General features: G+C 55.0%; 14 protein-coding genes. 6 read left to right on the top strand and 8 right to left on the bottom strand.

Annotated features, from left to right (window positions below):
• Nucleotides 1-5: 5 nt before the first annotated feature.
• From mglB to purM, 4 genes are all read right to left on the bottom strand, one after another.
• Nucleotides 6-1,001: a galactose/glucose ABC transporter substrate-binding protein MglB gene (mglB, locus tag OB87_RS14530; RefSeq protein WP_033570133.1), complete on the bottom strand. Its 996-nt coding sequence runs from the start codon at nucleotides 999-1,001 to the stop codon at nucleotides 6-8.
• 432 nt (nucleotides 1,002-1,433) lie between these two features.
• Nucleotides 1,434-2,432 (bottom strand): HTH-type transcriptional regulator GalS, encoded by a 999-nt coding sequence (gene galS, locus OB87_RS14520; RefSeq protein ID WP_033570131.1) that lies wholly within the window; start codon nucleotides 2,430-2,432, stop codon nucleotides 1,434-1,436.
• 260 nt (nucleotides 2,433-2,692) lie between these two features.
• Complete coding sequence (gene purN / locus OB87_RS14510) at nucleotides 2,693-3,331, bottom strand: phosphoribosylglycinamide formyltransferase (RefSeq protein WP_033570129.1); 639 nt, start codon at nucleotides 3,329-3,331, stop codon at nucleotides 2,693-2,695.
• A complete protein-coding gene (gene purM, locus OB87_RS14505) occupies nucleotides 3,331-4,368 on the bottom strand; it encodes a phosphoribosylformylglycinamidine cyclo-ligase (protein ID WP_033570128.1) in 1,038 nt (345 codons plus the stop codon). The genes purN and purM overlap by 1 nt, the downstream gene beginning before the upstream one ends.
• A gap of 271 nt (nucleotides 4,369-4,639) precedes the next feature.
• On the opposite strand from purM, the gene upp reads away from it, so the two are divergent.
• The 3 genes from upp (at nucleotide 4,640) to hda (ending at nucleotide 7,555) form a co-directional block, all read left to right on the top strand.
• The gene (gene upp, locus OB87_RS14500) at nucleotides 4,640-5,266 is read left to right on the top strand and encodes a uracil phosphoribosyltransferase (RefSeq protein ID WP_013316936.1); all 627 of its coding nucleotides are present in this window, start codon (nucleotides 4,640-4,642) and stop codon (nucleotides 5,264-5,266) included.
• Between the two features lie 176 nt (nucleotides 5,267-5,442).
• Complete coding sequence (gene uraA, locus OB87_RS14495; protein ID WP_033570127.1) at nucleotides 5,443-6,732, top strand: uracil permease; 1,290 nt, start codon at nucleotides 5,443-5,445, stop codon at nucleotides 6,730-6,732.
• A 115-nt stretch (nucleotides 6,733-6,847) separates the two neighbouring features.
• Entirely contained in the window at nucleotides 6,848-7,555 is a 708-nt protein-coding gene (gene hda / locus OB87_RS14490) for a DnaA inactivator Hda (RefSeq protein WP_033570126.1), read from the top strand.
• Between the two features lie 9 nt (nucleotides 7,556-7,564).
• On the opposite strand, the gene arsC is transcribed toward hda, so the two are convergent.
• The 4 genes from arsC to OB87_RS14470 all read right to left on the bottom strand — a co-directional run bounded on the left by arsC (nucleotide 7,565) and on the right by OB87_RS14470 (nucleotide 10,667).
• Nucleotides 7,565-7,921: an arsenate reductase (glutaredoxin) gene (gene arsC / locus OB87_RS14485; protein WP_033570125.1), complete on the bottom strand. Its 357-nt coding sequence runs from the start codon at nucleotides 7,919-7,921 to the stop codon at nucleotides 7,565-7,567.
• A gap of 14 nt (nucleotides 7,922-7,935) precedes the next feature.
• Nucleotides 7,936-9,399 carry a beta-barrel assembly-enhancing protease gene (gene bepA / locus OB87_RS14480; protein WP_033570124.1) on the bottom strand — a complete coding sequence of 488 codons (1,464 nt, stop codon included), beginning with the start codon at nucleotides 9,397-9,399 and terminating at the stop codon, nucleotides 7,936-7,938.
• 174 nt (nucleotides 9,400-9,573) lie between these two features.
• On the bottom strand, nucleotides 9,574-10,041 hold the full coding sequence (bcp, locus tag OB87_RS14475) for a thioredoxin-dependent thiol peroxidase (protein ID WP_033570123.1): 468 nt from the start codon (nucleotides 10,039-10,041) through the stop codon (nucleotides 9,574-9,576).
• Between the two features lie 2 nt (nucleotides 10,042-10,043).
• Entirely contained in the window at nucleotides 10,044-10,667 is a 624-nt protein-coding gene (locus OB87_RS14470) for a glycine cleavage system transcriptional repressor (protein ID WP_200884308.1), read from the bottom strand.
• A gap of 111 nt (nucleotides 10,668-10,778) precedes the next feature.
• Between OB87_RS14470 and dapA the strand changes: the two genes are divergently transcribed.
• From dapA to purC, 3 genes are all read left to right on the top strand, one after another.
• On the top strand, nucleotides 10,779-11,657 hold the full coding sequence (dapA, locus tag OB87_RS14465; protein ID WP_013316943.1) for a 4-hydroxy-tetrahydrodipicolinate synthase: 879 nt from the start codon (nucleotides 10,779-10,781) through the stop codon (nucleotides 11,655-11,657).
• A gap of 16 nt (nucleotides 11,658-11,673) precedes the next feature.
• Nucleotides 11,674-12,714, top strand: coding sequence for an outer membrane protein assembly factor BamC (gene bamC, locus OB87_RS14460; RefSeq protein WP_033570121.1), 1,041 nt, complete (start codon nucleotides 11,674-11,676; stop codon nucleotides 12,712-12,714).
• 251 nt (nucleotides 12,715-12,965) lie between these two features.
• On the top strand, nucleotides 12,966-13,679 hold the full coding sequence (gene purC, locus OB87_RS14455) for a phosphoribosylaminoimidazolesuccinocarboxamide synthase (protein ID WP_022632643.1): 714 nt from the start codon (nucleotides 12,966-12,968) through the stop codon (nucleotides 13,677-13,679).
• Nucleotides 13,680-13,729: the final 50 nt, after the last annotated feature.

Raw genomic sequence — 13,729 nt, 5'->3', positions numbered from 1 at the left:
CGAGATTACTTCATGAACTGCGCCAGGTTGTCTTTATCAACCGGCACATACGGTACGCGTACCACTTTGTTTTCAATCTTGAAGTTGGTGCCTTCGCCAGCCGGTTTACCCAGCGCCAGGTTTTTCGCCAGATCCAGCGTGGCTTTGGCCTGGTTTTCCGCATCATTCAGCACGGTGCCCGCCAGGGCGCCGGATTTGATCAGCGACAGCGCTTCAGGCAGGGCGTCAACGCCGAATACCGGGATGCTGCTCTTGTTGTGGGCTTTCAGGGCTTCGACAGCTCCCATTGCCATTGCGTCGTTGTTAGCAATCAGCACTTCGATCTTGTCGGCGTTAGGACCAGACATCCAGGCGTCAACCTTGTCTTTAGCCATTGCGGTATCCCACATGGCGGTATCCATCTGCAACTGCTGGACTTTCAGCCCTTCTTTGGTCAGGGTGTCTACCACATATTTGGTGCGGGCTTCCGCATCCGGGTGGCCCGGCTCGCCTTTCAACAGGGCGTACTGGATGGTGCCGTCTTTGTTCAGGTCCCATGACGAGTTGGCTTTCCAGTGTTTAGCGATCAACTGGCCCTGAATGATACCGGACTCTTTGGAATCGGTGCCGACATAGTAGGCTTTGTCATAGCTAGCCAGTACTTTGGCGTTCGGCTCTTTGTTAAAGAACACCACCGGTACGTCGGCAGCTTTTGCTTTCTGCACAACAATCGCCGCCGCAGCTGGGTCTACCAGGTTGATCGCCAGCGCTTTTACGCCTTTAGCCAGCAGTACGTCTACCTGATCATTCTGTTTGGATTGGTCGTTCTGCGAGTCATTCATCAGCAGGTCGACACCGCCGATAGCTTTGGCTTCTTTTTCGATGTCCTTACGTACCATCGACATGAAGTTGTCATCGTATTTGTAGATGGTGACGCCAATACGGGTATCCGCGGCATGGGCGGCGGCCCCGAACATCATGCTGGCAACCAGGGCGGTGAGAGTGAAAACCTTCTTATTCATGATATCTCCGGGTTTATGCAGGGTAGTTCTCAGTCCGGCCGCACGACTCGGGGTAGACGTAGCGCGGCTGTCAGTTAGTAAGCGTCGGCGTGGCATGATCATGCCGGGCTGACGATTTTGCAGGCATGGCCCGCTTAAAGCCTGACTTCCCTGTTTGCAGATAGTACCGGCTCTGTTGGCTGGCGACCGTCTGGCAATCTGTCCTGAAACCGATGCGTCCTGAAACCGATGTATTCTTAAACAACAGTGTGAACGTTTCCGCCGTGATGGTGGTGAACGGTTCAACAGACCGGATGGCCGTGTTACAAGGCATCTGTCTTCCGCAGTACGCCCTCATCATAGAGAGCACAATGTTAATTAACTGTGAATTTACTCACAAATTGAAAGCGGTTACATGGATGATTTGAATGAATTAGTGACCGTCTCCACATTTTACCGGGGAGCCACCGAATGCCGCCGTACCAGCGTTGGCATGAAGCAGTGCCTGGCGGTGGGGTCCAGCAGCCCGGCCGCGCCTTTTAGTGCCAGTTCTGTAGCGATTTTTGCCATAGAAACAATAGGGTAGCGAATGGTTGTCAGGCGTGGGTCGGTGTAGCGGGAAATCGGAATATCATCGAAACCGATGACCGAAAACCGCTCCGGCACAGGAATACCATTATCTTTCAACGACATCAGTGCTCCCGCCGCCATACCATCGTTGTAGGCAAATACCGCCGTCAGTTGTTGGTTGCGTCCCAGCAGTTCCACCATGGCCGCTTCGCCCCCCTGCAAGTCTGGTTCGCCATTGGCAATCCACTCATCGGGTGGCTCGATGCCTTGTTCCTGCAACGCCTGTCGCCAGCCGGTAAGGCGTTCTGTCACGTCCTCTATCGGGTGACTGGAGCGGAGATAGCCGATGCGCTGATGCCCTTGTTGTAACAGCATTCGGGTTGCCATCATTGCGCCGCTGACATTATCAAGACTCACGCAGCGATGGGGATAATTCGGCAACAATCGGTTGATCAGCACCATGCCTGGCACCTGATCCATAAAACCTGTCAGTTCTGCGTCAGATAGCGCTTTAGCATGTACGATCAGAGCGTTACAACGCTGACGGATCAGCACTTCGATGGCGTGCCGCTCCTTTTCTTCCTGATGATAGGAGTTGTTAATCAGTACATGTTTTTGCCAGCGTTGCGCTACGGTATCTACCGCTTTCACCATCGCGCCGAAAAACGGGTCCGACACGTCCATCACCACCACGCCGATAGTATCGCTGACCTGGGTGGCCAACGCCTGTGCATTGGCGTTGGGGCGGTAGCCTAACTGCTCGACCGTCTGCAGAACCAGGTCGCGCGTCTGCTGGGTAACCGAGCTGCTGTTATTGAGCACGCGGGAAACGGTGGCGATGGAAACGCCTGCCTGGCGCGCGACATCACGGATGGTAATCATCAATACTCACCACAGAGGAAAAAGTTCATGAGGGCGACCCCGACACTCAAGCTGTCCGAGCCTATTCTGTCAGGCGTTATGGAAAGACTGCGTGAGTCAGGTCACAGCAATGAAAGCGGTTACATACAATTCTGTAACCTTTGTGACGAAGGTCATTATCTGGAAAGACAGATGGCGAACGAGCGTGACGACGCGTGCTGGAGAGTATCACTGAGAGAAACGCCCCGGCAAAGTGCCAGGGCGGGTAGGGTGGGAACGGTTTACTCGGCGGCGTAACCGCTGGCTGGGATGACGTTACCGTCCAGCCAGGCTTGATTGTCGCGTAGCACCAGTCGCCCAGCCAAAAACCAACCCACTACCAGCGGGTAGATGCTGTGCTCCTGTGTTTGCACCCGTTCCAGTACGTCCTGTTCGCTGTCATCGGAGAAAACCGGCACTCTGGCCTGTAGGATCACCGGGCCGCCGTCCAGCTCTTCGGTCACGAAATGCACCGAGGTGCCGTGCTCGCTGTCGCCGTTTTCCAACGCTTTACGATGGGTGTGCAGACCAGGGTATTTCGGCAGCAGCGAGGGATGGATATTCAGCATTTTGCCAGGGAAACGCGCCACAAATCCGGCACTGAGGATACGCATGTATCCAGCCAGCACCACGACGTCGGGCTGATATTTCTCGACTTCGGCAGCCAGCGCGTCATCGAAATCGCTACGACTGGCGTAATTGCCGGGTAACAACGCGTGAGCAGCAATACCTGCGTCGCGCGCACGCTCCAGACCGAAAGCTTCTGGATTGTTACTGAATACGGCGGTAATTCGCCCTGCGATGCGGCCGCTCTGACAGGCGTCGATCAACGCCTGCAGATTGCTTCCCTGACCTGAAATCAGGACAACGATGTTTTTCATCACTGAATAACCACTGTCTCTCCGCCATTGGTACGGGTAATGACGCCGATATTCCAGGCGGTTTCACCGTTGGCATTGAGGTGGGCGATGGCTTTCTCCGCCTGATCCGCTGGTAGGGCGATAATCATGCCGACACCGCAGTTAAAGGTACGGTACATTTCATGGCGGCTGACGTTGCCGCTTTGCTGCAGCCACTCGAACACTGCGGGCCATTGCCAACTGGATTCGTTGATGGTTGCCTGCATACCTTCCGGCAGTACGCGTGGGATGTTTTCCCAGAAGCCGCCACCGGTCAGGTGAGAAATGGCATGAACGTCCACGTTTTCGATCAGTGACAGTACCGATTTGACGTAGATTTTGGTCGGAGCCAGCAGATGGTCAGCCAGCGGTTTGCCATCCAGTTGAACCTGTTCCGGGTTAGCACCGCTCACTTCGAGGATCTTGCGGATCAGCGAGTAGCCGTTGGAATGCGGGCCGCTAGAGGCCAGTGCGATCAACGCGTCGCCTTCACGTACTTTGCTGCCATCGATAATCTCGGCTTTTTCCACTACGCCGACACAGAAGCCTGCGACATCATAATCGTCGCCGTGGTACATACCGGGCATTTCGGCGGTTTCACCACCAACCAGCGCGCAGCCAGACTGTTTACAGCCTTCGGCAATACCGGTGATAACGCGGGCTGCGGTGTCTACATCCAGCTTGCCGGTGGCGTAATAGTCCAGGAAGAACAGCGGTTCGGCACCCTGTACCACCAGGTCGTTGACGCACATCGCCACCAGGTCGATACCAATCGTATCGTGACGCTGCAGGTCCATCGCCAGACGCAGCTTGGTGCCGACACCGTCTGTACCGGAAACCAGCACCGGTTCACGGTATTTTTGCGGTAAGGCGCACAGGGCACCGAAACCGCCCAATCCACCCATGACTTCCGGGCGACGGGTCTGTTTCACTACACCTTTGATACGGTCTACCAATGCATTGCCAGCATCAATATCCACGCCTGCGTCTTTATAGCTGAGAGAGGTTTTATCGGTCACTGCGGAGTCCCCACGGAGGTTACGATTGGTTTAAAAAATGGAGCGCGCTAATTCTAACAGCGTAAGCAAACGTTTGCGAGCGGTGTCTTTACCCTGTGGTGGTTTCGGCTGGCCGGGTTGACAGTCGTTGCACATCGGTGTGCGGACTGGCTCGCAATAATTTCCGTTTCGGCTTGATTTGGATCAGACTTGAATCTATGGCGTACCTTCGAAAAAGCGGTATAATCCCGCGATTTTTTTGGCCGTCCACTGCCGATGGGGAGAAAGAGTAATGAAAATCGTCGAGGTGAAACACCCGCTCGTCAAACATAAACTGGGTCTGATGCGCGAACACGATGTCAGTACCAAGCGTTTCCGTGAACTGGCGTCTGAAGTCGGCAGTTTGCTGACCTACGAAGCCACCGCTGACCTGGCAACGGAAAAGGTAACCATCGAAGGCTGGTGCGGCCCGGTCGAAGTAGACCAGATCAAAGGTAAGAAAATTACTGTGGTGCCGATTCTGCGTGCCGGTCTTGGCATGATGGAAGGGGTGCTGGAAAACGTGCCCAGCGCGCGTATCAGTGTGGTCGGGATGTACCGTGACGAACAGACGCTGGAGCCGGTGCCTTATTTTCAGAAACTGGCTTCCAATATTGATGAGCGTATGGCGCTGGTGGTGGACCCGATGCTGGCGACCGGCGGCTCGATGATCGCGACGATTGATCTGCTGAAAAAAGCGGGTTGCCGTAGTATCAAGGTGCTGGTGCTGGTTGCGGCACCGGAAGGGATCGCCGCGCTGGAGAAAGCGCACCCAGATGTGGAACTGTACACCGCCTCGATTGACAAGGGGCTTAATGAACACGGCTACATCATGCCGGGCCTGGGTGATGCAGGCGACAAGCTGTTTGGTACTAAATGATATTTAGCCGACTGTAGAGTCGGCTTTTTTTTGCGTACGCCACGGCCGCGGCTGGTGTGACGGAGTGGCTTACGCATACCACGGATGGCGACATTTTTTCAGCACCAGTGCGTTGGTGCTGAACTTTCTGCCGGGTTCCCCGGTATTTTTCAGTCTGAGGTACAGAGGAAAACACGATGACTCGTCGCGCCATCGGCGTCAGTGAACGCCCCCCGCTGCTGCAAACTATACCGCTGAGTTTCCAGCATCTGTTCGCCATGTTTGGTGCCACCGTGCTGGTGCCGATTCTGTTCAAGGTTAACCCGGCGACGGTGCTGCTGTTCAACGGCATCGGCACATTGCTTTATCTGTTTATCTGTAGAGGCAAGATTCCGGCTTATCTCGGTTCCAGCTTTGCCTTTATTTCGCCGGTATTGCTGCTGTTACCGCTGGGCTATGAAGTGGCGTTAGGTGGTTTCATCCTGTGTGGTGCGCTGTTTTGTTTGGTGGCATTGCTGGTGAAAAAAGCCGGGACGGGTTGGTTGAATGTGATTTTCCCGCCTGCAGCGATGGGCGCGATTGTCGCGGTGATTGGTCTGGAACTGGCGGGTGTGGCTGCCAACATGGCGGGGCTGTTGCCTGCCGCGGGTGCCGATATGGATAGCAAAACCGTCATCATTTCGCTGGTGACGCTGGGGGTAACCATACTCGGGTCCGTGCTGTTTCGCGGTTTTCTGGCCATCATCCCGATTCTGATCGGGGTATTGGTGGGGTATGCACTCTCCTTCTTTATGGGGGTGGTGGATCTGGCACCGATCGCTCAGGCTCACTGGTTTGCGCTGCCAACATTCTACACGCCGCGTTTTGAGTGGGTAGCGATGCTGACGGTGCTGCCCGCCGCGCTGGTGGTGATTGCCGAACATATTGGTCATCTGGTCGTGACCGCCAATATCGTGAAAAAAGATCTGGTGCGCGACCCAGGCCTGCACCGTTCCCTGTTTGCCAACGGCGTGTCCACCATGTTGTCCGGTTTCTTTGGCTCAACGCCGAATACCACCTATGGCGAGAATATCGGCGTGCTGGCGATCACCAAGGTTTACAGTACCTGGGTGATTGGCGGTGCGGCGGTGCTTGCTGTCCTGCTTTCCTGTGTAGGTAAACTGGCCGCTGCGATTCAGGCCGTCCCTGTGCCGGTGATGGGTGGCGTGTCGTTGCTGCTGTACGGGGTTATCGGCGCGTCCGGTATCCGGGTACTGATCGAATCTAAAGTGGATTACAACAAGGCGCAGAATCTGATTCTGACCTCAGTGATCCTGATCATCGGTGTTAGCGGTGCGAAGATCCATCTGGGTGCTGTCGAGTTAAAAGGCATGGCACTGGCAACCGTAGTGGGCGTGTTCCTGAGTCTGCTGTTTCGCGTCATCAGCGTATTCCGTAAGGAAGAAGAGGTGATTGACGAGACGGACGACAAGGCTTCTGCGCAGTAATGTCGTGGCCCGCCGGTGCGCTGGCGGGCCAGACGGCGAAGCGGCCGGTTGACGGTTCAATCGCAAAAGGTTTCTATGCTAAACTTGATTCGTTTTCCTGCCTGTTTGGTTTGAGGTGCTTCTGAACACTCCGGCACAGTTATCATTGCCACTCTATTTACCCGATGACGAAACTTTTGCCAGTTTCTATCCGGGAGAAAACACGTCTCTGCTGGCTGCTATCCACACGACGCTGGATCAGGAACATGGCAGCTACATCTATTTCTGGTCGCGTGAAGGCGGCGGGCGTAGCCACCTATTACATGCTGCCTGCGCAGAATTATCCCGCCTCGGTCGTGCGGTCGGTTATGTGCCGCTGGATAAACGCGCCTATTTTGTTCCAGACGTGCTGGAAGGAATGGAACAGTTGGCGTTGGTCTGCATCGACAATATCGAGTCGATCGCTGGCGACGAGGTGTGGGAAATGGCGATGTTCAATCTGTATAACCGCATTCAGGAAGGCGGGCGCACCCGGCTGTTGATTACCGGTGATCGTCCACCTCGTCAGATCAATCTGCAACTGGCAGACCTGGCGTCCCGTCTCGATTGGGGGCAGATCTACCGTTTACAGCCGCTGTCGGATGAAGAGAAAGGCGAAGCGTTACAGTTACGCGCCCGGCTACGTGGTTTTGAACTGCCGGAAGATGTCAGCCGTTTTCTGCTGAAACGACTGGATCGGGAGATGCGCACGCTGTTCATGACGTTGGATCAACTGGACCATGCTTCCATTACCGCTCAGCGTAAGCTGACGATTCCTTTCGTCAAAGAGATCCTCGGTCTATAGTGCCTCTCGTCACAGAATATCCAGCACCTGCTCCGGCGGTCGACCCAGTTTAGCCTTGCCGTTGGCGACAACGATCGGGCGTTCAATCAGTTTGGGATGGTCCACCAGCGCCTGAATCAGCTGTGTTTCCGTCAGGCTCTCGTCGGCCAGATTCAACTCGCGGTATAGCTCTTCTTTACGGCGCATCAGTTCACGCGCGCTGGCAAAACCCAGTTGTTTGAGCAGGTTACCGAGCGTGGCGGCATCTGGCGGTGTGTCCAGATACAGCACCACTTCCGGTTCGATGCCTTGCTGCTGAAGTAATGCCAGGGTTTCGCGGCTCTTGGAGCAGCGGGGATTATGATAAATGGTCACCGGTTTAGTCATTCAACTCACCTTTTTCAGGATTTCTCATAAGGGCGGAAGCGCTGCTGCAACGCTCGCAGTTGATCGATGCGGGCGTCGTAGCGCGCCTGATCCATGCTGCCGAGTTTACTTTGCGAACTGGCGTTGCTTAACAGGCGGATTGCCTGATCCAGTTTGCCGTTCAGCGACAAACTCTCTGCCCGGGACGCCAGTTCTTCGCTACGCATGTTTTGCGCGGCACAAGCCTGCGCCAGTAAGTCCCAACCGTTTGTATCATCCGGGTGGGTGTACGTGTATTTGCGCAGAATGCGGATGGCATCGGCAGACTTGTGACTTTCCACCATCGCGTTGGCCAGGTTGAGCTGCAACACCGGGTTGTCTTGTACATCCGGTACTTTCTGTAGGCGAGCGACCGCCTTATCGGCACGCTGTTGGCCGATATCAATATCGGTCATCAGGTCAAGAAACCAGGGGTTAGACGGTGACTTGTCCAGCAGCGGTTGTAATGTGGTGCGCGCGTCATCGTATTTCTTGGCCTGATAGGCGCGGATGGCCCGGCCATATTGGGCAGCCAGTTGCTCGCGTGCGTTGCCTTTGGCCCAGTTATCCAGCAAGGCGGCACCATAGGGGTTGTCCTGCGAGCCGTACATGCCCAGTACGCGGGCTTTGGCGAACAGAAAATCCTGCGAGGAATGTACCGGGCTAGACTTCATCTGGTTGGCACGGTTACGAGCGTCTGACAGGCGGCTTTCTGGTAACGGGTGAGTCAGCAGCATTTCTGGCGGTTTGGTGGCGTAACGGGATGCATCTGCCAGCCGTTGCAGGAAGTTGGGCATGGCCTGCGGGTCGAATCCGGCACGTTGCAGCACCTGAATCCCGATACGGTCTGCTTCCTGTTCATTGGATTGGGTAAAGCTGATAACGCTTTGCTGAGCACCGGCCAGCGTGCCGCTCAGCGCGGCGAAACCGGCTTGTGGGTTTGCCATCGCCAGTAGTAGCGAGCCGAAAGCACCGGCCCAGGCCAGTGGCGCGTTGGTTTTCTGTGCTTCCATCGCGCGCGCCAGATGGCGCTGGGTCACGTGGGAGATTTCGTGCGCCAGTACCGAGGCCAGCTCGCTTTCACTCTCTACGTAGCGGAACAGTCCGGAATGCAGCACCACATTGCCGCCAAAAAAGGCAAAGGCGTTGATTTCGTCGTTATTGACCAAAAAGAAATGGAACGGCGTTCGCACGGAGTCGGCCGACTTGACCAGCCGCCCGCCCAACTGGTTGATGTACTGCAACAGGAGTGGGTCGTTAATCAGCGGCGCACCGGCGCGTAGCTGGCGCAGGTAGAAATCCCCCATCACCAGTTCCTGGTTGATGCTGAGTGTTCCACCCGCGGTGGTGCCGATGTCCGGCAGATTTTCCTGTGTGCTGGCTGGAAAACCTTGCGGGCTTGCGCTCAGCAACACACCTGCCAGCATGGCGATAACCGTCTGTTTGAGCCGATAGGACATAACGGATGCAACCTTCTGTACAGCCTGAAAGAATTGCCATCATCTTAGCCAGCGGCGGCACACAATGAAACACAAGTAGGGGAAAAGACGACGTAAAAAATGGAAAATACGGTGCGAAAGCCAGTTTGCCGGTGCATCAGACGCTGCACCGGCAACAATAGAGAAGGAAAGGGTTCAGGCACCTTTCAGGTAATTCAGCACGATGTCGTGGTGGTTACTGGTTTTGAAATCATCGAACACATGTTCGATGTTACCTTCTGCGTTGATCAGGAAACTGACCCGATGAATACCGTCATAGGTTTTCCCCATGAAGGTTTTTTCACCCCAGACGCCGAACTGTTCTGCCACCTGGTGGTCTTCGTCAGCCAGCAGGGTAAAGTTCAGCAGCTCTTTTTCAGTAAAGCGGGACAATTTTTCCGGTTTATCGGTGCTGATGCCAAGAACCTCAACGCCGAGCGTTTTCAGTTCGTCCATGTTATCGCGAAGCCCACAGGCTTGCACGGTGCAACCTGGTGTCATGGCCTTGGGATAGAAATACACCAACACCCGCTGTCCCTGGAAGTCGGCCAAATTAACTTGTTCGCCATCCTGGTCGGGCAAGCTAAATTTCGGTGCAGTATCACCGGCTTTCAGTGTGGTCATCACTACTCTCCATCTTTCTCTTCGTGCTGTGGATAGTTCACAACGTGTGGATAGTTCACAACGCTAATACTGCCTTGCGCGTGCAGTTCTGTACATAGCTGATGAAAGGCTGGCTCAATAATTGAGTCTGCCAGCATGGCCGGGCTGTGCGCCGTAATCTGGATGTACAGTTGCGGCGGCATATCGCCATCGGCGGGGCGGGTTTTGGACACCAGCTCAGCGATATTCATTTGATGCGAATCGAACAGATCGGTAAAGCGTTCAATGATGTGTGGTGAATCAGCCACATCCACCTTGACCCAGACGGTGGCGGGCATCGGCGGGCGGGACTGCGATTCGGTGCGTTTCATCACGATCAGCAAATCCAGCTCGGCACCCTTGAGCGGCAGGGTGGATTCGATGAGCGTAATCGCGTTCCAACTGCCGGACAGCAACATGATAAAGGTGAACTCCGTGCCCAGCATCGCAAGTCGGCTATCTTCAATGTTGCAGCCACAACTGCTGACGTGGCGGGTAATCGTGTTGACGATACCGGGACGGTCGGTCCCCAACGCGGTAATGACCAGATAGTGTTCTTGTGGGCGCGGCAAAATAGTGCTTCCTGTACAAAATGTTGGGAGTAACATGGTAAACATAAAAAAAACCACCTGCCAAGCGCTGACAACCGCGGTTGCAAGCTTGCTTTTGCATAGAAGTCAAAAGTACCATGAAGCACTTGTTTGTGGAGGGGATGGCCAATGTTTACGGGTAGTATTGTTGCTCTGGTTACGCCGATGGACGACAAAGGTGCCGTTGATCGTGCAAGCCTGAAAAAACTGATTGATTATCATGTCGCTAGCGGAACTTCCGCGATTGTGTCGGTGGGAACCACCGGCGAGTCCGCCACCTTGAGCCACGATGAGCATGGCGACGTGGTGATGCTGACGCTGGAATTGAGCGATGGCCGTATCCCGGTTATTGCCGGTACTGGCGCTAATTCGACCGCTGAGGCGATTTCCCTCACCCAGCGTTTCAACGACACGGGCGTGGCCGGGTGCCTGACCGTGACGCCGTATTACAACAAGCCGACGCAGAACGGCCTGTTCCTGCACTTCAAGGCGATTGCCGAGCATACCGACCTGCCGCAGATCCTCTACAACGTGCCGTCCCGTACCGGTTGTGACATGTTGCCGGAAACCGTCGCCCGGTTGTCAGAAATCAAAAATATTGTCGCCATTAAGGAAGCAACCGGGAACTTAAGCCGGGTCAGTCAGATCCAAGAGCTGGTTCATGAAGATTTCATCCTGCTGAGCGGCGACGACGCCAGCTCGCTGGACTTCATGCAACTGGGTGGCGACGGCGTGATTTCCGTGACTGCCAACATCGCAGCCCGCGAAATGGCGGCGTTGTGCGAGTTGGCGGCGCAAGGGAATTTCGTTGAAGCCCGCCGTCTGAATCAGCGTCTGATGCCGTTGCATCAGAAACTGTTTGTTGAACCCAATCCGATTCCGGTGAAATGGGCCTGTAAGGCATTGGGATTGATGGCGACCGACACGCTTCGTCTGCCGATGACACCGCTGACCGATGCCGGTCGTGATGTGATGGAGCAGGCTATGAAGCAGGCGGGTCTGCTGTAACCGTTAGGGAGATTTGATGAGTTCTTCATTGCAAAAGTCGATGGTGGCAAAAGTTGTCGGTGTTTCGCTGATCATGTTGCTGGCCGCCTGTACCAGCGATCAACGCTACAAGCGTCAGGTCAACGGCGATGAATCCTATCTGAAAACCCCCGAGCATCGGGCGCTGAATGTGCCGTCCGGCTTGATTCTGCCTTTGCAAAATGGGGATTATGAGGTTCCGCCGGTCAACCAGAATGGGTTGGTAGGCAAGGCGCTGGATATTCGTCCGCCGATGCAGCCATTGGCTTTGTTGAATGGTTCCCGCGGTCAGGTTTCCGGCAATAGCGCTACGCTGCTGCTGGAAAATAATGCGCGTAACAGCAGCCTGTGGGCGGTGCTGACGCAGGTTCTCCAGTCAAAAGGCTATACGATCGCCAGCCGTCAGGATGCCAGCCGGACGCTGACGACCGATTGGGTCAACTGGAAGCGTGAAGACGAAGATGTGGCGCATCAGGCGCGTTATCAGATAAGCCTGCAGACGCAGGGGTATCAGCTGGCGTTGACGGTGAAACTGCTGGATTTGCAGCAGAACACCAGCCCGGTGACGGAAAGCAGCGAAATTCAGCGTTATACCGCGCTGATGCTCAATACGCTGTCCGACGAGCTGGACAAACGTCTGAATGATAACGACAGCGCACAGGCCAGCCGTAACAGCCAGCAGTTGAATGTCCAGAGCGGTGCCGATGATTCCGGCCTGCCGTTGCTGGTGGTGCGTGGTTCCTACAATCAGGTATGGGATCGTCTGCCGAAGACGCTGGAGAAGGTCGGTATGACCATCAGCGATCGCAGCCGTCCGCAAGGTTCTGTGTCTGTCAGCTATAAGGCACCGGGCAGCAGTACCTGGAATGAACTGGGGGCGCGTGACCCTGAATTGTCGAACGGTGACTATAAGCTGCAGGTCGGCGATTTGGGTAACCGCAGCACGCTGCAATTTATCGACTCGAAAGGACATACGCTAAGCCAGTCGCAAAACGACGCGCTGGTCGCAGTGTTGCAGGCCGCGTTTAGCAAGTCGTAAAACGCAAGAATATATATCCTAAATAATTCGAGTTGCAGGCAGGCGGCGACGCAGCGAATCCCCAGGAGCTTACTTAAGTAAGTGACTGGGGTGAGCGAGGAAAGCCAACGCACATGCAACTTGAAGTATGACGGGTATAAGGGTCGGGTTCTCCGGCCCTTCTTCATTTGTCATCAACGTGATGGATTTATCAACACGTTCAATTAACGGGCCCGGTGCGGGTGGCCCTTACTTGTGTGGAGTAATGAAAGATGCAAAAGCTAGCTGAGTTGTATCGCGGAAAAGCGAAAACGGTCTACACCACGGAAGATCCGGATCTGCTGGTGCTGGAGTTCCGCAATGATACGTCAGCAGGGGATGGCGCTCGCATTGAGCAGTTTGATCGCAAAGGGATGGTGAACAACAAGTTCAACCACTTCATCATGACCAAGCTGGAAGAGGCCGGGATCCCGACCCAGATGGTGAGCCTGTTGTCTGACACCGAAGTGCTGGTGAAGAAACTGGAAATGGTGCCGGTCGAGTGTGTGGTGCGTAACCGTGCGGCAGGTTCGCTGGTTAAACGTCTGGGCATCACGGAAGGTGAAATCCTTAATCCGCCATTGTTCGATTTGTTCCTGAAAAACGACGCCATGCACGACCCGATGGTGAATGAGTCCTACTGCAAGACCTTCGGCTGGGTAAGCGAAGAGAATCTGGCGCGGATGAAAGAGCTCAGCTACAAAGCCAACGAGGTACTGAGCAAGCTGTTTGGCGATGCAGGTCTGATTCTGGTGGACTTCAAGCTGGAATTCGGTTTATTCAAAGGCGAAGTGGTGCTGGGTGATGAGTTCTCGCCGGATGGCAGCCGTCTGTGGGACAAAGAAACCCTGAACAAGATGGATAAAGACCGTTTCCGTCAGAGCCTGGGCGGCCTGATTGAAGCCTACGAGGAAGTCGCACACCGTCTGGGCGTTAAATTAGACTAACAGCGCAATCGTTTACGTTCTGGCAGGCGGCCTTCGTTTCCGGTTGCCAG

Origin of the sequence: Dickeya undicola (assembly GCF_000784735.1) — a bacterium.
Taxonomy (GTDB): Bacteria; Pseudomonadota; Gammaproteobacteria; order Enterobacterales; family Enterobacteriaceae; genus Dickeya; species Dickeya undicola.
The sequence above is the reverse complement of the archived record's forward strand: the minus strand, read 5'-3'. Positions and strand labels throughout refer to the sequence as shown.

What these genes read in the sequence shown, in the direction of transcription:
- mglB (WP_033570133.1), bottom strand. Translation starts at nt 1,001, where the DNA reads ATGAATAAGAAGGTTTTCACTCTCACCGCCCTGGTTGCCAGCATGATG.
- galS (WP_033570131.1), bottom strand. Translation starts at nt 2,432, where the DNA reads ATGATTACCATCCGTGATGTCGCGCGCCAGGCAGGCGTTTCCATCGCC.
- purN (WP_033570129.1), bottom strand. Translation starts at nt 3,331, where the DNA reads ATGAAAAACATCGTTGTCCTGATTTCAGGTCAGGGAAGCAATCTGCAG.
- upp (WP_013316936.1), top strand. Translation starts at nt 4,640, where the DNA reads ATGAAAATCGTCGAGGTGAAACACCCGCTCGTCAAACATAAACTGGGT.
- uraA (WP_033570127.1), top strand. Translation starts at nt 5,443, where the DNA reads ATGACTCGTCGCGCCATCGGCGTCAGTGAACGCCCCCCGCTGCTGCAA.
- arsC (WP_033570125.1), bottom strand. Translation starts at nt 7,921, where the DNA reads ATGACTAAACCGGTGACCATTTATCATAATCCCCGCTGCTCCAAGAGC.
- bepA (WP_033570124.1), bottom strand. Translation starts at nt 9,399, where the DNA reads ATGTCCTATCGGCTCAAACAGACGGTTATCGCCATGCTGGCAGGTGTG.
- bcp (WP_033570123.1), bottom strand. Translation starts at nt 10,041, where the DNA reads ATGACCACACTGAAAGCCGGTGATACTGCACCGAAATTTAGCTTGCCC.
- OB87_RS14470 (WP_200884308.1), bottom strand. Translation starts at nt 10,667, where the DNA reads ATGTTACTCCCAACATTTTGTACAGGAAGCACTATTTTGCCGCGCCCA.
- dapA (WP_013316943.1), top strand. Translation starts at nt 10,779, where the DNA reads ATGTTTACGGGTAGTATTGTTGCTCTGGTTACGCCGATGGACGACAAA.
- bamC (WP_033570121.1), top strand. Translation starts at nt 11,674, where the DNA reads ATGAGTTCTTCATTGCAAAAGTCGATGGTGGCAAAAGTTGTCGGTGTT.
- purC (WP_022632643.1), top strand. Translation starts at nt 12,966, where the DNA reads ATGCAAAAGCTAGCTGAGTTGTATCGCGGAAAAGCGAAAACGGTCTAC.